Below are 22,285 nucleotides of genomic sequence, written 5' to 3' on the forward strand. Positions count from 1 at the left end.
CGGCAGATGAGCAGCGAGCAGGCCCCCGGCGCGGCGGCCGACGCGGCGGTGGCCCGGATCCTGGAGGCCACCGTCCGCCCGGCCGTCGGCGCCCCGCGCGGCGTGGTGGTGGACTCCCCGCCCGGCGCCGGCAAGTCGACCCTGGTGGTGCGTGCCGCCCGGGAGCTGGTCGGGGCCGGCGAGCGGCTGATGATCGTGGCCCAGACCAACGGCCAGGTGGACGACCTGGTGGGCCGACTGGCCGAGAAGGCACCGGATCTGACGATCGGACGCCTGCACGCGGCCGACTCCCGCCCCGGGCCCGAGGTGCTGCGTCACGCCAATGTGACGCCCTCGGACAAGGTGGCCGACCTCGCCGAGCTCGACGTGGTGATCTCGACCGCGGCGAAGTGGCAGTGGGTGAGGGCCGAGGCGCCGTGGCGGCACGCGATCGTCGACGAGGCGTACCAGATGCGCTCGGACGCGCTGCTCGCGGTGGCCCGGCTGTTCGAGCGGGCCCTGTTCGTCGGGGATCCGGGCCAGCTGGACCCGTTCACGGTGGTCGGCACCGAGCAGTGGTCGGGCCTGTCGTACGACCCGTCGAGCAGTGCGGTCGTGACGTTGCTGGCGCACAACCCGCAGATCGAGCCGCACCGGCTGCCGGTCTCCTGGCGGCTGCCGGCCAGTGCGGCACCGCTGATCTCCGGCGCGTTCTACCCGTACACGCCGTTCCGCTCCGGCACCGGGCCGCAGGAGCGGCGGCTCACCGCCGCGGTGCGGCCGGACGGCACGGCCCTGGACGCCGCGATCGACCGGGCGGCCGAGCACGGCTGGGCGCTGCTGGAGCTGCCCGCCCGCCACACCGTCCGGACCGATCCGCAGGCCGTGGCCGCGGTGGCCGCCACCGTCCGGCGGCTGCTGGAGCGCGGGCTGACGGCGCACTCCGAGCAGGGGTCCGCGCCGCTCACGCCGAGCCGGATCGCGGTCGGAACGGCGCACCGGGACCAGGCGGCGGCGGTCCGGGCGGCGCTGGTCAAGGCCGGGGTCCCGGTCGATCCGACCGCAGGGCCGGCCGTGACGGTGGACACCGCCAACCGGCTGCAGGGGCGCGAGTACGACGTCACGGTGGTGCTGCACCCGCTCTCCGGGCGGCCGGACGCGACCGCCTTCCACCTGGAGACCGGCCGGCTCTGCGTGCTCGCCTCCCGGCACCGGCACGCCTGCATCGTGGTGGCCCGGGCCGGGATCGCCGAGCTGCTGGACGAGCATCCGTCCACCGAACCGGTGCAGTTGGGCGTCTCGGTCAAGTTCCCCGACGGCTGGGAGGCCAATCACCAGGTGCTGCACCACCTCGCCGGGCACCGCGTCCGGCTGTGAGGCGGCCGGCGCGGCCACGCCTGCGGACCAGTGCCGGCACATCCGGCGCGGGCGCGCGGCCCGAAGCACAGGGCCGAAGCGCACAGCGCTGAGCACAGGGCCAGAGCGCAGGGCTCAAGCAGACGGCCCAAAGCTCAGGGCCGAAGCGCACAGCACTGAGCACAGGACCGAAACAGAGGCCGGTGGCCGGCGGCGGGCGGTACCGGACGGCGCTGGAGTCACTCCCCCGGCGCGCGGGGAGGGAATAGCGCTCGGACTCGCACCGTTCCGTTACCCGCCATCGTCGCGAGACAATGGACGACGGCCACGACCGGGCGGCGCCGTTCCCGGAGGCCGTCGTCCGCCCCCACCGAGCACCCGGAGGTGTCCGTCCATGCCCGACTCCCACGCCCAGGCTTCCGACCCGAGCGGTTCGACCGCGCCGGCCGGTCCGGGCGCCGGCGCCGGTGAAGCGCCCGCCCCCCGGCGACGCCCCGTGCAGCTGCTGTTCGAGCCGCAGGCCGCCGAGCCGGAGTCGGAGCGCTTCTTCGACCTGGAGTCGATCGACGACCCGGCGGAGCTGCTGCGCCGCTCCACCGAGCTGGCGCTGGCGTTCCGCGCGGCCGCCGACCGGGCCACCGACTTCCAGGCGGTCGCCGCCGCGCAGCTGGCGGACACCCGCCGCTTCGACAGGCTCTCGGACGCCGAGATCGCGGAGCGGGCGGACTGGACCCCGGACTACGCGGCCAAGATGATCGAGTACGGCCGCGGCCTTCTCCAGCCCCGCCGCCACGACGGCTGACGCCCACCCCGCCGTCACGACGGCTGACGCCCACCCGGCCCCCGGCCGCCAACCTCGCCACCGGCCACGTTTCCCGGCCGCCGACCTCGCCACCGGCCGCGGTTCCCGGGCCGGCAACCTCGCCAGTGGCATATGCGCCGGGGAAGGGTACGCCGCTCCCCGCCGCGCTGTCCGGCAAACCGCCCTTTCCCTCACGATCACGCTCCGGACGCTCCACGCTGCTCTCTGTGGACATCTGGACGTATCAGTCGGTGGAGTACGTCACCGTGGCCGGGGAGGCCTGGCTGGCCTCCGCCAGTGAGTACCCGCGCAGCATGCGCGCCCTCTGGGAGTCACGCCCGTGGGCGCCCTCGGTGCTGCCCTGCGGGCGCGCCTTCGACGTGATCAGCATGCCGTCGCTGTTCGGCCGCCGGGTGCTGGACGAGCTGTGGGCCTCCGGGCCGGGCTGCGGACCGGTCGCCGCCTACCGCGGGCGCACGCTGCTCTTCGTCCAGCCCGGCACGGCGCCCCGCCTGCGCCGGCTGCTGGCCTGGGAGGAGTGGGCCCGGGACGTGCCGCCGCTGCTCTGCCACGGCCGCGGCGACGCGGTGACGGTCCCGCCGGTGCAGCGGATGGTGAACAGTCCGGACTCGCCCGGGCTGGGCGCCGGGCGGTGGATCGTCGCGCCGGAGAGCCGGGAGCCGTGGCTGCCGGGCGCATCGGTGGTGCTCTGGGCCTGCGTCCGGGCGACCCGTGAGCCGGTCGGCCGGGCCGAGCCGGTGGCCCTGCCGACGGCCTGAGCGACCGGGGGCGCCGGGCCGCCCCGGGCCGCGGATATTCGATTTTGGCCGGGCCGCGCCCCGCTGCTAAAGTCTTCTCTGTCAGCAGGCGCCGCTAGCTCAGTTGGTTAGAGCAGCTGACTCTTAATCAGCGGGTCCGGGGTTCGAGTCCCTGGCGGCGCACAGACAGCCGGAAGGCCCTTCGCGAAAGCGAGGGGCCTTCCGGCGTTTCCGCGTGCTCGGACCGGACAGCGGCGGCCGGCCGGGGAAGGCCCCGGCCGGCCGTCGTCCGCCTCAGCGGCCGCGCAGCGCGCGGTAGCGGGCGACCAGCTCCGCGGTGGAGCTGTCCAGCGCGTCGGTGCCCTCGCCGGTCAGCAGCACCGGCTCGATCCGCTTGGCGAGCACCTTGCCGAGCTCGACGCCCCACTGGTCGAAGGAGTCGATGTTCCAGATGGCGCCCTGGACGAACACCTTGTGCTCGTAGAGCGCGACCAGCTGGCCGAGCACCGACGGGGTCAGCCGGCCGGCCAGGATGGTGGTGGTCGGGTGGTTGCCCTTGAAGGTCTTGTGCGGGACCAGCTCGGCCGGCACGCCCTCCGCCGCCACCTCCTCCGGGGTCTTGCCGAAGGCCAGCGCCTGGGTCTGGGCGAAGAAGTTGGCGAGCAGCAGGTCGTGCTGGGCCACCAGGCCGGGCAGCAGGTCGGCGACCGGCTCGGCGAAGCCGATGAAGTCGGCCGGGATGACCTTCGTCCCCTGGTGCAGCAGCTGGTAGTAGGCGTGCTGGCCGTTGGTGCCGGGGGTGCCCCAGACCACCGGGCCGGTCTGCCAGCCGACCGGGTTGCCGTCGCGGTCCACCGACTTGCCGTTGGACTCCATGTCCAGCTGCTGGAGGTAGGCGGTGAACTTCGACAGGTAGTGCGAGTAGGGCAGCACGGCGTGTGCCTGGGCGTCGAAGAAGGCGCCGTACCAGACCCCGAGCAGGCCGAGCAGCAGCGGGACGTTCTCCTCCGGGGGCGCGGTGCGGAAGTGCTCGTCGACCAGGTGGAATCCGTCCAGCATCTCGCGGAAGGCGTCCGGGCCGATGGCGATCATCAGCGAGAGGCCGATCGCCGAGTCGTAGGAGTAGCGGCCGCCCACCCAGTCCCAGAACTCGAACATGTTGGCGGTGTCGATGCCGAAGTCGGCGACGCCCTCGGCGTTGGTGGAGAGCGCGACGAAGTGCTTGGCCACCGCCGCGCCGCCGGCGCCGAGGCCGGCCAGCAGCCAGTCGCGGGCGGAGACCGCGTTGGTGATCGTCTCGATCGTGGTGAAGGTCTTGGACGCGACGATGAACAGCGTCTCGGCCGGGTCCAGGTCGCGGACGGCCTCGTGCAGGTCGGCGCCGTCGACGTTGGAGACGAAGCGGACGTCGAGGTCGCGCTGCGTGTAGGAGCGGAGCACCTCGTAGGCCATGGCGGGGCCGAGGTCGGAGCCGCCGATGCCGATGTTGACGACCGCCCGGATCCGCTTGCCGGTGTGGCCGCGCCACTGCCCGCCGCGGACCTGCTCCGCGAAGGCCGCCATCTTGTCGAGCACGGCGTGCACGGCGGGCACCACGTTCTCGCCGTCGACCTCGATGACGGCGCCGCGCGGGGCGCGCAGCGCGGTGTGCAGGACGGCGCGGTGCTCGGTGGTGTTGATCTTCTCGCCGCGGAACATGGCGTCCCGCAGCCCGGCGACGCCGGTGGCCTCGGCGAGCTCGCGCAGCAGGGTCAGCGTCTCGTCCGTGACCAGCTGCTTGGCGTAGTCCACGTGCAGGTCGCCGACCTGGAGGGTGTAGCGGCGGCCGCGCTCCGGGTCGGCGGCGAACAGCTCGCGCAGGTGCGTCTCGCCCAGCTCCGCGCGGTGCTTGCCGAGGGCGGCCCACTGCGGGGTGCGGTCCAGCGGGGTACGGGCGTCGGCACGGGTCTCCGACATCGGTGGCTCCTCGATTCATCTGGGTGCAGATACCGGCAGGGCCAGGCGGGAGGGTTTCGCGAGGTCGTGCGGGTACTGGTGGTGCGCCGACTCCGTTGACGGCCTGCCCGGGACCAGCCTATGCAACGCCGGGACCACCCGCGCACATTCCGTTCGCCGACGCTCCACCGGCGCCCGCCGAGGTCACCGCCCGGGTCACCGGCCCGTGTCACTGCCGCGCGCCCGGCCGACGCGGTCCCGCCACCGGGGCGCCGCCGACGCGTCACCGTCCCGACGCCGCGACGGAACCTCCGGACGCCGCGTCACTTCCGTTCGGAGCGCAGGTCGAGCCCGCGCAGCACCTGGTCGACCAGCTCGGGGTCGGCGCCGAGTTCGCTGCGGGCGGCCACCATCTCGCGCCGGGAGGCGGCGATCATCTCCTGCTCGACGGCGTACGCGGCGCGCCACTGGCTGAGCCGCTGCTTCGCCTCGGCGGCGTCCTCCTCGGCGTACTTCTCCGGGCAGAGCCGGGCCAGCCGGTCGTGCTGACGGTCCCGCAGCCGGTCGGCGACCTCGGCGGGCAGCCTGTCCTGCTCCTCCAGTTCGCCGAGCCGCGTGAGCCCGGCCTTGGCGGCCCGCCACCAGAGCTGGCGCACCGCCTGTTCGTGCCGGTCGTGGTCGATGTCCAGGTGCAGCCGCTTGGCCAGCCAGGGCAGGGTGAGGCCCTGCACCAGCAGGGTGAACAGGACGACGCTGAAGGCGATGAAGACCAGCCGGCCGCGTTCGGGGAAGGCCGCGCCGGAGTCGACGGTGAGCGGGACGGCCAGGGCCAGGGCGACGGTCGCCACCCCGCGCATCCCGGACCACCAGAGCACCACGCTCTCCTGCCAGCTGATCGGGATGTCCTCCTCGGCCCCGCCGCGCAGCTTCTTGGTGAGCCAGCCGGCGGGCAGCAGCCAGAGCAGCCGGACCACCACGACGACGGCGATCACCACGGCCGCGTCGCCGAGCATGCCGGTCCACCCGTTGCCGGCCTCCTTGAGGACGGTGGCCAGCTCCAGGCCGATCAGGCCGAAGGCGACGCCGGTGATCAGGATCTCGACGATCTCCCAGAAGGCGTTGCCGACCAGCCGGTAGGAGACGGCGTCGGCGTCGGCGGCCCGCTCGGCGAGGTAGAGCCCGCAGACCACGACGGCGAGCACCCCGGAGCCGTGGATCTCCTCGGCCAGGCTGTACGCGGCGAACGGCACCAGCAGGTTGAGCGCGACCTGCTGGGTCGGGTCCTCCAGGAGGGCGGCGAGCTTGGCGTTGGCCCAGCCGAGCGCGACGCCGATGACCACGGCGAGGACCGCCGAGAGCACGAAGCGGAGCACCGCGTGGCCGGCCGAGAAGTCGCCGCCGACGACCGCGTCGATGGCCAGCGAGTAGATGACGATCGCGGTGACGTCGTTGAACAGGCCCTCGCTCTCCAGGACCGCCACCAGCCGGCGTGGCAGGCCGACGCTGCCGGCCACCGCGACGGCGGCGACCGGGTCGGGCGGGGAGACCAGCGCGCCGACGGCGATGGCGGCCGCGACCGGGAGTGCGGGCAGCAGCGAGTGCACGGCGCCGGCCACCGCCGCCGTGGTGACCACGACGAGGGCGACGGCGAGCAGCAGGATGGAGCGGATGTTGGCCCGGAAGTAGCGGACCGAGGAGCGCCGGGCGACGGCGAAGATCAGCGGCGGCAGGACGAGCGGGAGGATCAGCTCGGGGTCGAGGGAGATGTCCGGGATCTGCGGCACGATCGCCATGACGATGCCGAGCAGGGTCATCAGCACGGGTTGGGGCACGCCGGTCCAGCGCGCGAGCGGCATGGTCACCACGGAGGCGAGCAGCACCAGGAAGAGCAGGGGCAGCTGGCCCACGGGGGTTCCTCTCGGCGACGGACGAGCGGGGCGGCCCGGACCACGCGGCGCGGGCCGCCGTTCAGGATAAATCTGACAATGCACCCAACTGCCGCAACACGCCGGACGGGCTTGACCTCAAGCGCACTTCAAGTCTGATCATCGGAGGAACGCGCATCCGAGGACCGACCATGCGTCCGAGAATCGACTGCGCGTCCGAGGACCGACAGAGAGGCAGGCTCCGCATGAAGGCAGTCACCGTTCCCCGGTTCGGCGGCCCCGAAGTGCTGCGGGTGGCCGAGGTGCCCACCCCCAGCGCCGGGCCGGGCGAGGTACGGGTCCGGGTGTACGCGGCCGGGGTGCAGCCCGTCGACCTCGCCGTCCGGGAGGGCTGGTCGCCCCCGGGGACGCGGACCGAGCCGCCGGTGGTGCCGGGCAACGAGTTCGCCGGGGTGGTCGACCAGCTCGGTGCGGGCAGCTACGGCTGGGAGGTCGGCGACGAGGTGCTGGGCTTCCGCCTGCTGCGGAGCCACGCCGAGTTCGTCACCGTGGACACCTCCCAGCTGGTCGCCAAGCCGGCCGCGATGCCCTGGGAGCAGGCGGGTTCGCTCTCCGCCTCCGGGCAGACCGCGCACGTCGGGCTCACCGAGCTGAAGGTCGGCCCGGGCGAGACGGTGCTCGTGCACGGCGCCTCCGGCGGAGTCGGGACGGTGGCCGTCCAGCTGGCCCGTGCCTGGGGCGCCACCGTGATCGGCACGGCGAGCGAGCGCAACCACGACTACCTGCGCGAGCTGGGCGCGATCCCGGTCAGCTACGGCGAGGGACTGGTCGAGCGGGTGCGGGCGGTGGCGCCGCAGGGTGTGGACGCCGCCTTCGACGCGGCCGGGCGCGGCGCGCTGGAGGCCTCCGTCGAGCTGGTCGCCGACAGGGACCGGATCGGCACCATCGTCGACCACGCCACCGCCGAGCGGCTCGGGCTCCGCTCGCTGCGGGCGCAGCGGACGGCCGCCCGGCTGGCCGAGCTGGTCGAGCTCTGGGAGGCGGGCGGGCTGCGGCTGGAGATCGCCGACGCCTTCCCCCTGGGGCGGGCCGCCGACGCGCACCGGCTGGTCGGCACCGGGCACGTCCGGGGGAAGGTCGTCCTCACCCCGTGAGGACCCGGCGGGCGGTCGGGCGGGCCGGCCCGATTGGAAGTTTCGGCCGCTGACCAGGTAATGTTCTCCACGTCAGCAGGCGCCGCTAGCTCAGTTGGTTAGAGCAGCTGACTCTTAATCAGCGGGTCCGGGGTTCGAGTCCCTGGCGGCGCACAGACAGCCGGAAGGCCCCTTGCGAGAGCGAGGGGCCTTCCGGCGTTTCGGCGTCCACCCGCCCGGCCGACCAACCGCCCGACCAACCGGCCGACCAGCCGGCCCGACGGCCGACCACCCGCCAGGCCGTCCAGCCGCCTGTCCACCCGGCCGGCCCCGGCCGCCCGCTCAGTGCGGGATGGCGGCGATCAGATCGGACGCCCCCTGCCGCTTGAGCGCCAGGGCCGTCGCGGTGCCGAGGTCCTCGGGGGTGAGCGAGCCGGCCCACTCGTGGGCGTCCAGCACCTGCTTGCCGTCCGGGGAGAAGACCCGCCCGCGCAGCGAGAGGCGGCCGTCCGGCTCGGCCTTGGCGTAGCCGGCGATCGGCGAGTTGCAGTGGCCCTGGAGGACGTGCAGGAACATCCGCTCGGCGCTCGCCTCGCGCCACGTCAGGTGGTCGCCGAGGCCGGTCACCGCCTCGATGGTCGCGGTGTCCTCCTCGCGGCACTGCAGGGCGAGGATGCCGGCGCCGATCGGCGGGCACATCGACTCCGGCGGCAGGATCTCGCTGATCCGGGCCTCCTCGCCGATCCGCTCCAGCCCGGAGACCGCGAGCAGCAGCGCGTCGGCCTCGCCGGCCGCCAGCTTGGCGAGGCGGCTGTTGGCGTTGCCGCGCATCGGCACGCAGACCAGGTGCGGGTGGGAGGCGGCGAGCTGGGCCCGGCGCCGGACCGAGGAGGTGCCGATCCGCGCCCCGGGCGGCAGCTCGTCGAGGGTGCGGCCGCCGGGGTGGACGACGGCGTCGCGGATGTCGTCGCGGCGCAGGTAGGCGGCGAAGACGGTGCCGGCCGGCAGCGGACGGTCGGCCGGCACGTCCTTGAGGCAGTGCACGGCGAGGTCCGCCTCGCCGGCGAGCAGGGCCTCGTCCACCTCCTTGGTGAAGGCACCCTTGCCGCCGAGCCGCGCGAGGTCCCCCATCCAGCGGTCCCCGGAGGTGGTCACCGGGACCACCTCCGTCCGCACCCGCGGGTGCAGGGCGGCGAGCTCGGCCCGGACCCGCTCGACCTGGGCGAGCGCCATCGGCGAGGAACGGGAGACGATACGGATCAACTCTGCGGTGGGCATGCGCCGATGATAGGCCGTCACTTCCGTGTCGGGCGCCGCGACTCAGGGCCGCATGGCCGGGAAACCGTGGACGCGGGAGGCGGCCACCACGACCAGCACCGGCACGAGCAGGGCGAACGCGCTCCACGGGAGGGAGCCGGCGCCGTAGCGGTCCAGCAGGATCCCGCCGACCACGCCGCCGGCGGCCATCGCGGCGTTCCAGAGCGTGACCAGCATCGCCTGCGCCGCGTCCGCCTGCTCGCCGCCGGCGTTGCCCGCCGCGGTCTGCAGGAGGGTCGGGGCGCCGCCCCAGCCGAGGCCCCAGAGAGCCGCGGCCGCGAACACCATGGCCGGGCTGTCCGACAGGACGGCCAGCGCCGCGGCCGCCAGGGCGACCAGCAGGGCGGCGGCGATGGTCAGCGCGCGCAGCCTCCGGTGGATCTGCGCCCCGGTGATCCAGATGCTCAGCAGGGACGCGCCGCCGAAGACCAGCAGGACGAGGTCGGTCGAGCCGCCCATGCCGAGCCGGTCCAGGAACGGCGCGACGTACGCGTACAGGACGGTGTGGGCCAGCACGAAGACCAGGGTGACGAAGAGGACCGGCACCACGCCGGGGACGGCCAGCGCCCGCAGCACCGGCGCACGGCTCGCCGCCCGCTGCCCGGGGTGGTCGGCGACGGTGGCGGCGATCCAGCCGATCACGGTCACGGCGAGGGCCGTCATCAGCAGGAAGGCCACCCACCAGCCGAGCACCCGCCCCAGGAAGGTCCCGGCGGGTACGCCCAGGGAGAGCGCGACCGGGATGCCCGTCATCACGATCGCGATCGCCCGGCCCTGGAGGTGCTCGGGCGCCAGCCGCCGCGCGTACCCGGCGAGCAGCGCCCAGGCCAGGCCGGCCGCCACGCCGGCGACGAACCGGGCGGCCATGGTCAGCGGGTAGGTGCCGGAGAGGGCGGTGACGGTGTTGGCGGCGGCGAACCCGGCCATCGCGGTGAGCAGCAGCCGCCTGCGCCGCCAGCCGGCGGTGGCCGAGGCGAGCGGGATGGCGGTGAGGGCCGTCCCGATCGCGTAGATGGTGACCGACTGGCCCATGGCGGACTCGCTGACGCCCAGGCCGGCGCTCATTGCGGGAAGGACGCCGGCCGGCAGGGTCTCGGTGAGGGCGGTGACGAAGACGGCGGTGGCCAGTGCCAGCAGGGCGGGCACGGGAAGTTTCCGCTGTTCCACGGCTGTTGGACGTTCGATGGTCGACATGACGGCTATGCTCGAACCCTCACACTGATGTGAAGGTCAAGCCCGGTCACGAGGTGGATTCGGATGCGCATCGGAGAACTGTCGGAGCGGACCAACACGTCCCGGAGACTGCTGCGCTACTACGAGGAGCAGGGCCTCATCCTCGCCGAGCGCTGCGCCAACGGCTACCGCTCCTACGACGGTTCCTCCGTCGACCGGGTGCTGCAGATCAGGGGCCTGCTCGACGCCGGGCTGCCGACCAGGATCATCAAGCAGATCCTGCCCTGCCTGAACAAGCCCAGGGTCATCCACTTCCCGGACGCCACCCCGGAGATGATCGCCACCCTGGAGGGCGAGCTCACGGGCATGACCCGGCGGATCGAGTTCCTGACCCGCAACCGGGACGCCATCGCCGAGTACCTGGAGGTGGTCCGGGTCGGGCCGTGAGGGCCCCGGGCACCGGACGGCGGACACCGGCGGATGCCGGACGGCGGGGAGGGCCGTCCGGCGTCCGCCGGAGGCCGGTCAGCGGCGGAAGTAGCCGTCGAAGTTCTTCGAGAACTCCCGTCCGCCGAACTGGTCCCAGTTGATGGACCAGGTCATCAGGCCCCGCAGGTTCGGCTGGGCGCCGGCCCTGGGGACGTAGGTGCCGCAGTCGGCGAGCCTGGTGAGGCAGTCGAGGGCCTTGTTCACCTCGGCGGGGGCGACGTAGCCGTTGCCCGCGTTGGTGGTGGCCGGCATGCCGATGGCGAGCTTGTTCGCCGGCAGCGCCGGGAACACGTTGGCGGTGTTGCCCGCCACCGGGAAGCCCTTGAGGAGCATGTCGGTCATCGCGACGTGGAAGTCGGCGCCGCCCATCGAGTGGTACTGGCCGTCCAGGCCCATGACGGAGCCCGAGTTGTAGTCCTGGACGTGCAGCAGGGTGAGGTCGTCGCGCAGGGCGTGGATCACCGGCAGGTAGGCGCCGGCGCGCGGGTCCTGGCCGCCCCAGGGGCCGGAGCCGTAGTACTGGTAGCCGAGCTGGACGAAGAAGGTCTCCGGCGCCATGGTGAGGACGAAGTTCGGGCCGTACCTGGCCTTCAGCGTCTTCAGGGCGGAGATCAGGTTGACGACGACCGGGCTGGTCGGGTTCTTGAAGTCGGTGTCGCCGGCCTGCAGGGACAGCGAGTGGCCCTCGAAGTCGATGTCGAGGCCGTCCAGGCCCCACTTGTCGATGATCGCGGAGACCGAGCCGACGAAGGTGTCGCGGGCGGCGGCGGTGGTGAGCTGGACCTGGCCGTTCTGGCCGCCGATCGAGATCAGCACCTTCTTGCCCTTGGCCCGCTTGGCGGCGATGGCGGCCTTGAAGTCGGCGTCGGACTCGGCGGTCGGGCACTCGGTGGCCGGGCAGCGGTTGAACCGGATGTCACCGGAGGTGACGGAGGTCGGCTCGCCGAAGGAGAGGTTGATGAAGTCCCAGGAGTCCGGGACGTCGGCCATCCTGGTGTAGCCGGCGCCGTTGGCGAAGCTGGCGTGCAGGTAGCCGACCAGGGAGTGGCTGCTGGTGGGCGGCGCGGTCGGCGAGGCAGTGTCGGTCGGGGTCGCGGTGGCGGTCGGCGTCGGCGTCGCGGTCGGGGAAGCCGTCGCGGTGGGCGAGGCGGTGGGCGTGGGCGAGGCGGTGGGCGTGGGCGAGGCGGTGGGCGAGGGCGCGCCCGGGCCGTCCAGCGAGAGGTCGTCGGCGTAGTAGGTGCCCTGCCCGTACCAGCCGTGTGTGTACACGGTGGCGCTGGTCTGGGTGGCGCCGGTGGTGAAGCTGACGCTGAGCTTCTGGTACGCGCCGCCGGTGCCGGGCGTCCAGGTGCTGGTGCCGCCGTTCACACCGACGTAGACGTACGAGCCCTTCACCCAGGCGCTGAAGGTGTACGTGGTGCTGGGGGCGACCGTGACCGTCTGGGTGCACTGGGCGGTGTCGCTCGCCGAGGCGGCCGCGGCGAGGGCGTAACCGCCGCCGTGGGCCTGGCCGGTGACGACGCTGCCGGTGCCGCCGGTGCAGCTCCACGGGCCCAGGGCGCCGCTCTCGAAGCCGCCGTTGGCCAGGAACTCCCCGGCCGAGGCGGTGGGCGCCAGGCCCAGGGCGAGGCCGGCCACGGTGGCGGCGGCGACGGCCGAGGCGGTGCCGGCGGCGAGCAGCGTGCGGGGGCGGCGGCGGGCGGGCGCGGCGGGTGCGGGTGCGGGTGTTCTGCGCATGCGGGGGACTCCTGCGGGGGCGCGGATCGTGGGGGACGTCCGAGGGCACGGTGAAGGTCGTGCCAGTGGGGGTTCGGCCCGACCGCGCACCCTAGTTGGACTAGACCACTGAAGTGGATCCGCCGGTGCGGTGTCAATGGTCCAGACCGGTACGGCCTTGCCCCGGGGCCGCCCCGGGGCGGTGTCCGGTTGCCGGGCGTGACACCCCGTCGAACCATGGAGAGGTGACGTCACCCGGCTACCTCCGCTACCCCCACCTGCGCGGGGGCCTGCTGGCGTTCACCGCCGAGGACGACGTCTGGGTGGCGCCGCTCACCCCGGACGGCACCGTCGGCCGCGCCTGGCGGGTCAGCTGCGACCGCACCCGGGTCAGCCACCCCCGCCTCTCCCCCGACGGCCGCACCCTCGGCTGGACCGGCTGGCAGGCCCTGACCCCCGAGGTCTGGACCGCCCCCGTGGCCGGCGGCGAGGCCGTCCGGATCAGCCACTGGGGCAGCCAGGACACCCGGCTGCGCGGCTGGCTGCCCGACGGCGAACTGCTCGCCGTCACGTCCTACCAAGAGCCGTTCGGCCACTACACCTGGGCACACGCCCTGCCGCCGGACGGCTCGCCCGGACGCCGGATGCCCTGGGGGCCGGTCGGCGACGCCCAGATGAGCCGGGCGCACACCGTCCTGCTCACCGGCACCGCTCCGCACGAACCCGCCGCCTGGAAGCGCTACCGGGGAGGCGCCGTCGGGCGGCTCTGGGTGGACGGCACACAGGTCCTGGAGGGCCACCGGGGGCACCTCGCCTCCCCGATGCCGGTCACCGCCGCCGAGGGCGACCGGGTCGCCTTCCTCTCCGACCACGAGGGCATCGGCAACGTCTACTCCTGCCGCCCCGACGGCACCGACCTGCGCCGGCACACCGACCACGCCTCCTACTACGCCCGCGAGGCCGCCACCGACGGGACCCGGATCGTCTACCAGCACGCCGGCGACCTCTGGCTGCTGGAGAGCCTGGACGCCCCCGCCCCGCACCGGCTGCGCGTCCCGCTCGGCGGCGCCCGGGCCGGCCGGCGGCCGTACCAGGTGAACGCCGCCTCGCACGTCAAGGACCTCGCCTGCGACCAGACCGGCCGCGCCGGGGTGATCACCGTGCGCGGCAGCCAGTACTGGCTCACCCACCGCGACGGCCCGGCCCGGGCGCTCGCCGACACCCCGGGCGTGCGCACCCGGCTGCCGGTGGTGCTCGGGCAGACCGGCGAGGCCGGCTGGATCACCGACACCGAGGGCGAGGACGCGGTCGAGATCGTTCCGCTGCCCGGGCACGAGCACGCCCCCGGCCACCACGGACACCGGCTGCTCGCCGCCGCCCGGCTCGGCCGCGTCCTGGAACTGACCGCCGCCCCCGACGGCGCCCACCTGGCCGCCGCCGCCTCCGACGGACGGCTGCTGCTGGTCGCCACCGCCGACGGGGCCGTCCGCGAACTGGCCTCCTCCGACCACGGCCCGGTCTCCGGTGCCCGCTTCTCCCCCGACTCCCGCTGGATCGCCTGGTCCCAGCCGGTGGCCGGCCGCTCACTGCGCCGGATCCGGCTCACCCGCACCGACGTGCCCTCGGCGATCACCGAGGTCACCGACGGCCGGTTCGAGGACGAGCAGCCCGTCTTCACCCGGGACGGCCGCTACCTGGCCTTCCTCTCCTGGCGCGGCTTCGACCCCGTCCACGACGTGCACACCGGCGACCTCTCCTTCCCGCTCGGCTGCCGCCCCTACCTCGTCCCGCTCGCCGCCGACACCCCGTCCCCGTTCGCCGCGCCCGCCGAGGACGGCGCCCCGCGCGGCGACGGCGGCGGCGACGGCACCGTCCACGTCGACCCGGAGGGCATCGGCGAGCGGCTGCTCCCGTTCCCCGTGATCGCCTCCAAGTACTCGGCCACCGACGCCGCCCGCGGCGGGCTGCTCTGGCTGCGCTGGCCGATCTCCGGCACCCTCGGGCAGACCTTCACCAACCCGGACGACACCTCCGGCCGCCCCTCCCTGGAGTACTTCGACCTGGCCCGGGGCAGCCGCTCCACGCTGGCCGACAGGCTGGACGGCTACGCCGTCTCCGGCGACGGCGGCTCGGTCGCGGTCTACTCGGCCGGCACCCTGCGGATCGTCCCGGTCACCGCCCCCTCCGCCGGCACCACCGTGGACCTGCGCCGGATCACCCACACCGTGCACCCGGCCGCCGAGTGGCGCCAGGCGTACGGCGAGGCGGCCCGGATCGTCCGGGACCAGTTCTGGGACGCCGGGATGTGCGGGCTGGACTGGCCCGCGCTGGTCGCCCAGTACCGGCCCCTGCTGGACCGGGTGGCCGGCCCGGACGACTTCGCCGACCTGCTGCGCGAGCTCCTCGGCGAGCTCGGCACCTCGCACGCGTACGTCACCCCCTCCCGGCGCGGCGAGGGGCCCTCGCTCGCGCAGCAGCCGCTCGGGCTGCTCGGCGCCAACGCCCACCGCGCGGCCGACGGGCGCTGGCTGGTCGACCGCGTCCTGCCCGGCGAGTCCTCCGACCCGCGGGCCCGCGCCCCGCTCGCCGTCCACGGCGTCCGCGACGGCGACGAGCTGCTCGCGGTGGCCGGGCGCCCGCTGGACCCGGTCCGCGGCCCGGGAGCGCTGCTGGCCGGCACCGGCGGCACCACGGTCGAGCTCACCCTGCGCAGCGGGCCCGACGGCCCGGTCCGCCGGATCACCGTCTCCCCGCTGACCGACGAGCGGCCGATCCGCTACCAGGACTGGGTGGCCAAACGCCGCAGCCTGGTCCGGGAGTTCAGCGACGGCCGGTGCGGCTACCTGCACATCCCGGACCTCGGCGGCTCCGGCTGGGCGCAGTTCAACCGGGACCTCCGCCGGGAGCTGGACAAACCCGCGCTGGTGCTCGACGTCCGCGGCAACGCCGGCGGCAACGTCTCCGAACTGGTGCTGGAGAAGCTCACCCGGCGGGTGCTGGCCTGGGACTTCAGCCGCGGACGGCAGCCGGTGCGCTGGCCTCGGGACGCACCTCGCGGGCCGGTGGTCGCCCTCGCCGACGAGGCGACCAGCTCGGACGGGGACGTCATCATCACCGCGATCAAGCTGCTCGGGCTGGGGCCGGTGGTGGGCAACCGGACCTGGGGCGGGGTGGTCGGCATGACCGGGCGGCACACGCTCGGCGACGGGACGCAGATCTCGGTGCCGAAGAACGCCTCCTGGTTCACCGGCGGGCTCGGCTGGTCGGTCGAGAACCACGGGGCGGAGCCGGACGTCCACGTGCTGCGCACCCCGCAGGACTGGGCCCGGGGGCGGCACGTCGAGCTGGTCACGGCGGTGCGGCTGGCGCTGGACCTGCTGGAGGACGCGCCGGCCGCCGTCCCGCCACCGGACGACACCCCGCGCCCGGACCTGCGGCGGCCGCCGCTGCCACCGCGGACGTGACGAGGGGCGCGCCCTCGGTGGGCGCGCCCCTCGTCACGTCAGCACGCGGCCGGTTCAGGGTCCGGGGATTCAGGGGCCGGCCTTCAGTCCCAGGGGTCGCCCTCGGCCGTCATGTCCTCCCGGGCCCGTTCCTCGGCCTCCCGGTCGCTGAGGCCGGCGGCCTCCTGCGCCTCGCGGGCCTTCTCGATCTCGGGCCCGAACGCGTCGGCGGCCTCGTCGTGGGCGAGGGCGGCCCGCTGGGCGGCGTCCGTCATCGCGGTGGTGTCCTGTTCGTGGCTCCCGCCGAGGGAGGACCTGGCCTCCCCGGCGTCGTCGTGCGCCCTGTGGCGGAACCTGTCGAAGATGCCCATGACTCCTCCTCCGGACGGATACCGGGCTGTCCCCACTCTCACACCGGGACGGGAGGAACGCATCCCCAGGCCACGGGCCCCGGGGTGGCGCCCCGGAGCCCGTGGCGGAGGGCTCAGCCGCTGATGCTGGCCGCGCCGGTCTCCAGGTGACCGGTGAACCGCTGGGACCAGGTGGTGTCGGCGTCCACCGTGACGGTGAAGTCGTACCAGCCGTTGTTGTACGCGACCGCGTTGAAGTAGTCGCTGACGCTGCCGCCGGCCGGCACCTGGTACGTCCAGGGGCCGTCGGTGCGGTAGTTGTTCGAGGCGATGGTGAAGGTCAGCGGGGTGGTGCCGGAGTTGGCGAGCTTGAACCAGACCGCCGGCTTGCCGGTGCCCGGCTCGACCGTGTACGAGGCGGTGACGGCCGCGTTCTTGCCCGCCTTGGTGGCGTCGCCCTTGAAACGGCGCAGGAAGCGGTTGGGGCCGACCACGGAAAGGTCGTACGGGCCGTTGCCGAAGTTGGTGCCGCAGTTGAAGAAGTCGCTCTGGTTTCCGCCCGGGTCGACGGTGTACTGCCAGGGGCCGCCGCTGCGGTAGGCGTTGGCGTAGGCCGCGAAGTGGACCGCCTTCTGCGCGGCCGTGCCCTCGTTGGCCATCGTCAGCCAGACCTTCATCACCCCGCCGGAGCCGAACTCCAGGTGGTCGAGGTTGGCGTTCGGCTGGTACGGCAGCGCGCGGGCCTGGCGGGTGCCGGACTCCTGGACGGGCAGCTTGTTGTCGACCGGGGCCGGGTTGGGCAGCGGGCCGCAGGTCGACATGCCGATCACCGCGTCGGTGTTGGGCAGCGCCGGCAGGCCGTAGACCGGGTTGGCGAAGTCGAAGAGGCCGGTGAGGTCGCCGCAGACCTTCCGGCGCCAGTCGCTGATGTTCGGGCAGGTGGCCGGCTTGCCGATGGCGGCCGTCCACTTCTCCAGGAAGCGCAGCACCGAGGTGTGGTCGAAGACCTCGGAGTTGACCCAGCCGCCGCGGGTCCACGGCGAGACGGCGATCATCGGGACGCGGAAGCCGAGGCCGATGTTGGTGCCGCTGTAGAACTCGCCCGGGGTGCCGGCCGGGGCGGCGGGCGGCGGGACGTGGTCGAAGAAGCCGTCGTTCTCGTCGTAGTTGAGGAAGAGGACGGTGGAGTTGAACACGTCCGGGTCGGCGGCGAGCGCGTCGATCACGTTGTGGACGAAGTGGGCGCCGTCGGCCGGGGTGGAGTACGGGTGCTCGGAGGAGCCCTGGTCGGGGACGATCCAGGAGACCTGCGGGAGGGTGCCGTTCAGCACGTCGGCCCTGATCGCGGCGACGATGTCGTCCGGCGTCTTCCCGGTCTTCTTGGGGACGGAGCCCATGCCCTTGACGGCGAGCGGGCTGCCGGCCGGGGCGGAGCTGAACTGGGTGAAGTAGGCGAGCGCGTTGTCGCCGTAGTTGTCGGCCGCGTTCTGGTAGACCCTCCAGCTCACGCCGGCGTTCTCCAGCGCCTCGGCGTAGGTCTGCCAGCGCAGGCCCTTCTCGTCGCCGCCGTCGTACGCCGGTCCGCCCGCGGCGCCGGCCGGGTCTATCTGGCCGGACCAGTGGTAGGTGCGGTTGGGGCCGGTGGCGCTGAGGATGGAACAGAAGTAGGCGTCGCAGATGGTCCAGTTCTCGGCGAGCGCGTAGTGGAACGGGATGTCCTGGCGGGTGAGGTAGCCGAGGGTGCGGACGTTGCCCTTGGCGGCGACCCAGGAGTCCATCTTGCCGCCGTTCCAGGCCCGGTGCTGGTCGGACCAGCCGTGCGCGAGGTCGCCGTTGCACTGCGCCAGGCGCTCGGGGTCGGCGCCGCCGGCCGGCTTGGTGGCGCTGAACTGCCACGGGTACTGCCGGGAGAGCAGGCCGTTGGGCTGGTTGAAGACGCTGTAGCCGCCCGCGATCTGGATCGCGCTGCGGTCGGCGAAGCCGCGTACGCCGCGCAGCATCCCGAAGTAGTGGTCGAAGCTGCGGTTCTCCTGCGTCAGGATGACGATGTGCTGCGCGTCCGCGATGGTGCCGGTCTGCGACAGCGCCGCCGACGGCGCGGCGGCGGGAGCACCCGGCGCCGCGCCCGCACCGGTGGTCCCGGCCACGGCCAGACCGGCCGCGGCCGCCCCGGACAGTGCGACGAACTTCCTACGACTCAGCTCGGCCATCAGCCCAGCCCGCCCCTTCACTGGCGATGTTGTGCAGACAAGTCGGGACCCCCGATCGCGCAGCATCCTCCACCCCGGCCGAACCTCCCCACCAGAGGGCCTCGTCAGGGTTGGCGGACTGTTCGCCCCGCCGTCACCGAGCGACGTACGGCTGAACGCCCGGGCTCAGTCCTTCACGGTGATGCCCAGAGCATGGGCGAACTGCGGTGCCAGTTCGAGGAGTTGGGTGGAGCTGATGACGGCCCCCTTCAGCCCCTGGTGGCCGTCGGGCAGGCCGAGGCGGACGGCGCCCCGCAGGTCGACCCTGCTGAGCCCGGCGCCGCGCAGGCGGACCTCCTCCAGGGTGCAGCCGGGGAAGGAGACGTCGGTCAGCTTGGCCTCGCCGAAGTCCACGTCGCGCAGCAGGCAGTCCTCGAAGACGACGTCGCGCAGCACGGCGGCCCGCAGGTTGACCGCCTCCAGCTTGCAGCCGCGGAAGACCGTGCGGCGCAGCGCCGAGCCGTGCACGGCGACACCGGCCAGCACACCGCCGGTGATCGCACTGTCCTGCCACTCGGACTCGCTGAGATCACAGCCCACCCAGCGGCCGGCCTGCGCCCAGACCTCGTTGAAGCGGGCCTGGCGGAGCCTGACCCCGCTCAGTGCGACGCCGGTGAACGCGCACTCCAGGAAGGTCGCGCCGCCGGCCGACTGGTCCGTGTACTCGCCACCGTCGAAGTGCACGGTGTCGTAGCGCTCGTCGCTGCGCAGCACCCCGGTGTGCGGGGTCAGCAGGTGGGCGTAGGGCAGGTCGGCCAGGCGGTCGGGGACGGAGAGCGGCATGGCGGGTGGCACCTCGCGATCGGTGGACGGGTCTTGCCCGCATGCTCGCACGCGCCACCGACAGGGCCCGGCCGCCCGGGCGGGCGGCCGGGCCGTTCCGGCTCCGGAGCGGTCGGTCAGCCGCGGGCCCAGAGGGAGTTGACCCGGCTGCGCTCGGCCGAGTTCGGGTACGGGTTGGTGCAGGAGGTGCCCGGGCCGCCACCGGACATCAGCTCGCTGCACGGGCCCGAGTAGTGGTCCGGCAGGCCGAGCACGTGACCGGTCTCGTGGGCGGTGACCCGGGTGGAGTTGTACTGCCGGTTCTGCTGGTAGTCCAGGAAGATGTAGCCGCGGCCGTGCCCGTCGGTGCTGGCGTAGGAGCCGCGCGAGTCGTTGCCCTCGTAGTAGCGGAAGTCGGCGTTGGTGCCGGCCTGCAGCCGGACGTTGCTGACCGAGCCGTTCCAGATCTGGGCGCTCTGGGCTATCTGGTTGCGGAAGGTCGGCGCGCTGCCGGCGTCGTAGGTGACCACGACGGCCTTGAGGTACGGCGTGGCCGCCTGCTTGGCGAGCGCCGACTTCATCACGGCCTCGTAGAACGCCTGGTTGTCCGCGTCCTCGGCGGCCGAACCCGCGTAGCCGGCGGCGGCGGTGTAGCCCTGGACGGACGCGGCGGCCGGCGCGGGCGCGGGCGCGGCAACGGCCGTGGTGGGCAGGGCGGCCAGACCGGCCGCGAGCACCAGGCCGACGGCGGCGGAGAGCGTGCGGGACATGCGGTTCACGTGGGGGCTCCTGTTCGCGGGTACCGCGGCCGCTCTGGGGGTGGGCCGCGGTGAACGGGTGAACGGGTGAACGGTGGAACGGTGGTGGGACAGGCCCGGACGGTTCTCGGGTGTTCCCGGACCGGCCTCGGGTGTGCCGGACGACCCGGCCTCGGGTGTTCCGGACGGTCCTCAGGGCGTTCCGGACGGTCGGGGCGGCCGGGAACCGTCCCGAACGGGGCGGTGGTCAGCGCGCGGTGGCGGCCAGCCCGTTCTGCCAGAGGGAGTTGACCCGGCGCCGCTCGGCCGAGTTCGGGTACGGGTTGGTGCAGGAGGGGCCGGGGCCGCCGCCGGACATCAGCTCGCTGCACGGGCCGGAGTAGTGGTCCGGCAGGCCGAGCACGTGCCCGGTCTCGTGGGCGGTGACCCGGGTGGAGTCGTACTCCCGGTTCTGGGAGTAGTCGAGGAAGATGTAGCCGGAGCCGTGGCCGTCGGTGCTGGCGTACGAGCCATTGCTCGGGTCGTCGCCCTCGTAGTAGGAGAAGTCGGCGTTGGAACCGGCCTGCAGCCGGACGTTGCTGACCGAGCCGTTCCAGATCTGGGCGGACCGGGCTATCTCGGACGCGAAGGACGGCGCGTTGCCGGCGTCGTAGGTGACCACGACGGCCTTGAGGAACGGCGTGGCGGCCTGCTTGGCGCGTGCCGACTTCATCACGGCCTCGAAGAAGGCCTGGTTGTCGGCCTTTCCGGCGCTCTTCTGCCCCGACGCGGGGGCCGTGTAGTGCTGCGCGGCGGGGGCGCCGGTGACCGGTGCGGCCGTCGCGGCGGTGGGCAGGGCGGCGAGGCCGGCGGCCAGGGCGAGGCCGAGGGCAGCGGAAAGGGTCCGCGGGATGCGGTTCATGTGGGGGGCTCCGATTATGCGAATGCCGCGGCCGGTGGGGGCCTGCCGCGGGGCACCGGATGATTTCCTGCCCCAGAGCTTCGGTCAGGGCGGCGGCCCGGCGGATGATGTCAACCGGCGATAGCGCGGGCCAATCTCCCCCGGGAGGCGGGGGTCGAGGCGGTCCGGGGCACGGGGCAGCTTCCTGTCATGTCCCTGGCGTCACACCCATTCGCCCGTTATGCTCCCGATGTGGAGCTCGACGTGAGACACCTCCGGGTGCTGTGCGCGATCGCCGACACCGGCAGCCTCCGCAAGGCTGCGCTGCACCTCGGCATGACCCAGCCCTCCCTCACCACCCAGCTGCACCGCATCGAACGGACCGTCGGCGGTGCGCTGTTCACCCGCGAGCAGACCGGCAGCCGGCCCACCGCGCTCGGCCACTCGGTACTGTCCCGGGCCCGGCCGGTGATCGCCGAGATGGCCGCCCTGGTCGCCGCCGCCCGGCAGGAGGCCCGGGAGGCCGCCGGCAGCGAACGCGCCCGACGGCTGCGGATCGGCAGCGTCGGCAGCCGGGCGGTGGCGGCCTGGCTGCGCCGGGTGCACGAGCGGCTGCCGGAGACGGACACCACCATCCACATCGACATCTCGGCCAACGCCCTGCTGCGGATGGTCGCCGCCGACCAGCTGGACGTCGCCTTCGTGCACGAGAGCGAGGGCTTCCCGCTGCGGGTGCCGCCGGACGCCGAGCACCGCGTCCTGATGGCCCGGGAGCCGCAGTTCGTCGCACTCGCCGCGGGCCACCCCGCCGCCGCCCGTCCGGTGGTGCACCTGGCCGACCTCGCCGAGGACACCTGGATGGTCGACCCGACCGCCGACCACGAGTACGCGGCGATGCGCCGGGTGTTCACCGAGGCCGGGCTCAACCCCCGGGTGGTACAGGTGCGCGACAACACGACCGCCGCCGAGCTGGTCGCCTCCGGCGAGGCCGTCCGCCCCTGCCAGCCGACCTCCGCGGCCGGACCGGGCACGGTCGTCCGGCCGGTGCACGGCGACCCGCTGGCCGTCCGGTTACTGCTCGCCTGGCGGCCCCGCGCGCTCAGCCCGCCCGCACTGGACGCGCTGTACGGGGAGCTGCGCGCGGCCTACCTGGACCTCGCACAGGTCAACCCGGCCTACCGGGCCTGGCTCTCCCGGCAGGACCAGGCGCTGCACCACCTGCTCGGCCACTCCCCCGAGGGGGACCCTCGCGACGGGCAGCCGCCTGGGTCCCGGCCCTCGCTCGGCCGGGACGGTCGC

General features: G+C 73.9%; 16 protein-coding genes, 2 tRNA genes and 1 pseudogene. 9 read left to right on the plus strand and 10 right to left on the minus strand.

Going from position 1 to position 22,285, the window contains the following annotated elements:
• Nucleotides 1-6: 6 nt before the first annotated feature.
• The 4 genes from ACZ5WK_RS28645 to ACZ5WK_RS28660 all read left to right on the plus strand — a co-directional run bounded on the left by ACZ5WK_RS28645 (nt 7) and on the right by ACZ5WK_RS28660 (nt 3,078).
• Entirely contained in the window at nt 7-1,356 is a 1,350-nt protein-coding gene (locus ACZ5WK_RS28645; RefSeq protein ID WP_465551491.1) for an AAA domain-containing protein, read from the plus strand.
• Between the two features lie 373 nt (nt 1,357-1,729).
• Nucleotides 1,730-2,137 carry a hypothetical protein gene (locus tag ACZ5WK_RS28650; protein ID WP_396322633.1) on the plus strand — a complete coding sequence of 136 codons (408 nt, stop codon included), beginning with the start codon at nt 1,730-1,732 and terminating at the stop codon, nt 2,135-2,137.
• 227 nt (nt 2,138-2,364) lie between these two features.
• The gene (locus ACZ5WK_RS28655; protein WP_465551494.1) at nt 2,365-2,916 is read left to right on the plus strand and encodes a bifunctional DNA primase/polymerase; all 552 of its coding nucleotides are present in this window, start codon (nt 2,365-2,367) and stop codon (nt 2,914-2,916) included.
• 88 nt (nt 2,917-3,004) lie between these two features.
• A tRNA-Lys gene (locus ACZ5WK_RS28660) sits at nt 3,005-3,078 on the plus strand.
• A 111-nt stretch (nt 3,079-3,189) separates the two neighbouring features.
• Here the strand turns inward: ACZ5WK_RS28660 and pgi are convergent.
• Both pgi and ACZ5WK_RS28670 read right to left on the minus strand, forming a co-directional pair.
• A complete protein-coding gene (gene pgi, locus ACZ5WK_RS28665) occupies nt 3,190-4,851 on the minus strand; it encodes a glucose-6-phosphate isomerase (RefSeq protein WP_465551496.1) in 1,662 nt (553 codons plus the stop codon).
• A gap of 302 nt (nt 4,852-5,153) precedes the next feature.
• Nucleotides 5,154-6,737 carry a Na+/H+ antiporter gene (locus ACZ5WK_RS28670; RefSeq protein WP_465551498.1) on the minus strand — a complete coding sequence of 528 codons (1,584 nt, stop codon included), beginning with the start codon at nt 6,735-6,737 and terminating at the stop codon, nt 5,154-5,156.
• Between the two features lie 224 nt (nt 6,738-6,961).
• Between ACZ5WK_RS28670 and ACZ5WK_RS28675 the strand changes: the two genes are divergently transcribed.
• Nucleotides 6,962-7,870: an NADP-dependent oxidoreductase gene (locus tag ACZ5WK_RS28675; RefSeq protein ID WP_465551500.1), complete on the plus strand. Its 909-nt coding sequence runs from the start codon at nt 6,962-6,964 to the stop codon at nt 7,868-7,870.
• Between the two features lie 79 nt (nt 7,871-7,949).
• Nucleotides 7,950-8,023, plus strand: a tRNA-Lys gene (locus ACZ5WK_RS28680).
• 168 nt (nt 8,024-8,191) lie between these two features.
• Here the strand turns inward: ACZ5WK_RS28680 and hemC are convergent.
• Both hemC and ACZ5WK_RS28690 read right to left on the minus strand, forming a co-directional pair.
• Entirely contained in the window at nt 8,192-9,127 is a 936-nt protein-coding gene (hemC, locus tag ACZ5WK_RS28685) for a hydroxymethylbilane synthase (RefSeq protein WP_465551502.1), read from the minus strand.
• A 42-nt stretch (nt 9,128-9,169) separates the two neighbouring features.
• Entirely contained in the window at nt 9,170-10,360 is a 1,191-nt protein-coding gene (locus ACZ5WK_RS28690; RefSeq protein ID WP_465551504.1) for an MFS transporter, read from the minus strand.
• A 63-nt stretch (nt 10,361-10,423) separates the two neighbouring features.
• Here ACZ5WK_RS28690 and ACZ5WK_RS28695 point away from each other — a divergent pair, with 63 nt between their 5' ends.
• A complete protein-coding gene (locus ACZ5WK_RS28695) occupies nt 10,424-10,786 on the plus strand; it encodes a MerR family transcriptional regulator (RefSeq protein ID WP_396322640.1) in 363 nt (120 codons plus the stop codon).
• 78 nt (nt 10,787-10,864) lie between these two features.
• Here the strand turns inward: ACZ5WK_RS28695 and ACZ5WK_RS28700 are convergent, their stop codons facing one another.
• On the minus strand, nt 10,865-12,565 hold the full coding sequence (locus tag ACZ5WK_RS28700) for a chitinase (protein ID WP_465551506.1): 1,701 nt from the start codon (nt 12,563-12,565) through the stop codon (nt 10,865-10,867).
• A gap of 224 nt (nt 12,566-12,789) precedes the next feature.
• Here ACZ5WK_RS28700 and ACZ5WK_RS28705 point away from each other — a divergent pair, with 224 nt between their 5' ends.
• The gene (locus ACZ5WK_RS28705) at nt 12,790-16,008 is read left to right on the plus strand and encodes a S41 family peptidase (protein ID WP_465551508.1); all 3,219 of its coding nucleotides are present in this window, start codon (nt 12,790-12,792) and stop codon (nt 16,006-16,008) included.
• An 83-nt stretch (nt 16,009-16,091) separates the two neighbouring features.
• Here the strand turns inward: ACZ5WK_RS28705 and ACZ5WK_RS28710 are convergent, their stop codons facing one another.
• The 5 genes from ACZ5WK_RS28710 to snpA (ACZ5WK_RS28730) all read right to left on the minus strand — a co-directional run bounded on the left by ACZ5WK_RS28710 (nt 16,092) and on the right by snpA (ACZ5WK_RS28730) (nt 21,007).
• A complete protein-coding gene (locus ACZ5WK_RS28710) occupies nt 16,092-16,358 on the minus strand; it encodes a hypothetical protein (RefSeq protein ID WP_396322642.1) in 267 nt (88 codons plus the stop codon).
• Between the two features lie 113 nt (nt 16,359-16,471).
• On the minus strand, nt 16,472-18,547 hold the full coding sequence (locus ACZ5WK_RS28715; protein ID WP_465551510.1) for a phosphocholine-specific phospholipase C: 2,076 nt from the start codon (nt 18,545-18,547) through the stop codon (nt 16,472-16,474).
• A gap of 165 nt (nt 18,548-18,712) precedes the next feature.
• Nucleotides 18,713-19,369, minus strand: a complete 657-nt coding sequence (locus ACZ5WK_RS28720; RefSeq protein ID WP_396322644.1) for a pentapeptide repeat-containing protein — start codon at nt 19,367-19,369, stop codon at nt 18,713-18,715.
• Between the two features lie 116 nt (nt 19,370-19,485).
• A complete protein-coding gene (gene snpA, locus ACZ5WK_RS28725) occupies nt 19,486-20,118 on the minus strand; it encodes a snapalysin (RefSeq protein ID WP_465551583.1) in 633 nt (210 codons plus the stop codon).
• 235 nt (nt 20,119-20,353) lie between these two features.
• Nucleotides 20,354-21,007: a snapalysin gene (gene snpA, locus ACZ5WK_RS28730; protein ID WP_465551513.1), complete on the minus strand. Its 654-nt coding sequence runs from the start codon at nt 21,005-21,007 to the stop codon at nt 20,354-20,356.
• A 189-nt stretch (nt 21,008-21,196) separates the two neighbouring features.
• Between snpA (ACZ5WK_RS28730) and ACZ5WK_RS28735 the strand changes: the two are divergent.
• Nucleotides 21,197-22,069 (plus strand): annotated as a pseudogene (locus ACZ5WK_RS28735) (LysR family transcriptional regulator); the annotation flags it as partial.
• Between the last annotated feature and the right edge of the window lie 216 nt (nt 22,070-22,285).

It is taken from the genome of Kitasatospora sp. NPDC032757 (genome assembly GCF_055579305.1).

Excerpts from the sequence above, each read along its gene's own strand:
- ACZ5WK_RS28645 (WP_465551491.1), top strand. The coding sequence starts at position 7 with ATGAGCAGCGAGCAGGCCCCCGGCGCGGCGGCCGACGCGGCGGTGGCC.
- ACZ5WK_RS28650 (WP_396322633.1), top strand. The coding sequence starts at position 1,730 with ATGCCCGACTCCCACGCCCAGGCTTCCGACCCGAGCGGTTCGACCGCG.
- pgi (WP_465551496.1), bottom strand. The coding sequence starts at position 4,851 with ATGTCGGAGACCCGTGCCGACGCCCGTACCCCGCTGGACCGCACCCCG.
- ACZ5WK_RS28675 (WP_465551500.1), top strand. The coding sequence starts at position 6,962 with ATGAAGGCAGTCACCGTTCCCCGGTTCGGCGGCCCCGAAGTGCTGCGG.
- hemC (WP_465551502.1), bottom strand. The coding sequence starts at position 9,127 with ATGCCCACCGCAGAGTTGATCCGTATCGTCTCCCGTTCCTCGCCGATG.
- ACZ5WK_RS28690 (WP_465551504.1), bottom strand. The coding sequence starts at position 10,360 with ATGTCGACCATCGAACGTCCAACAGCCGTGGAACAGCGGAAACTTCCC.
- ACZ5WK_RS28695 (WP_396322640.1), top strand. The coding sequence starts at position 10,424 with ATGCGCATCGGAGAACTGTCGGAGCGGACCAACACGTCCCGGAGACTG.
- ACZ5WK_RS28700 (WP_465551506.1), bottom strand. The coding sequence starts at position 12,565 with ATGCGCAGAACACCCGCACCCGCACCCGCCGCGCCCGCCCGCCGCCGC.
- ACZ5WK_RS28710 (WP_396322642.1), bottom strand. The coding sequence starts at position 16,358 with ATGGGCATCTTCGACAGGTTCCGCCACAGGGCGCACGACGACGCCGGG.
- ACZ5WK_RS28715 (WP_465551510.1), bottom strand. The coding sequence starts at position 18,547 with ATGGCCGAGCTGAGTCGTAGGAAGTTCGTCGCACTGTCCGGGGCGGCC.
- ACZ5WK_RS28720 (WP_396322644.1), bottom strand. The coding sequence starts at position 19,369 with ATGCCGCTCTCCGTCCCCGACCGCCTGGCCGACCTGCCCTACGCCCAC.
- snpA (WP_465551583.1), bottom strand. The coding sequence starts at position 20,118 with ATGTCCCGCACGCTCTCCGCCGCCGTCGGCCTGGTGCTCGCGGCCGGT.
- snpA (WP_465551513.1), bottom strand. The coding sequence starts at position 21,007 with ATGAACCGCATCCCGCGGACCCTTTCCGCTGCCCTCGGCCTCGCCCTG.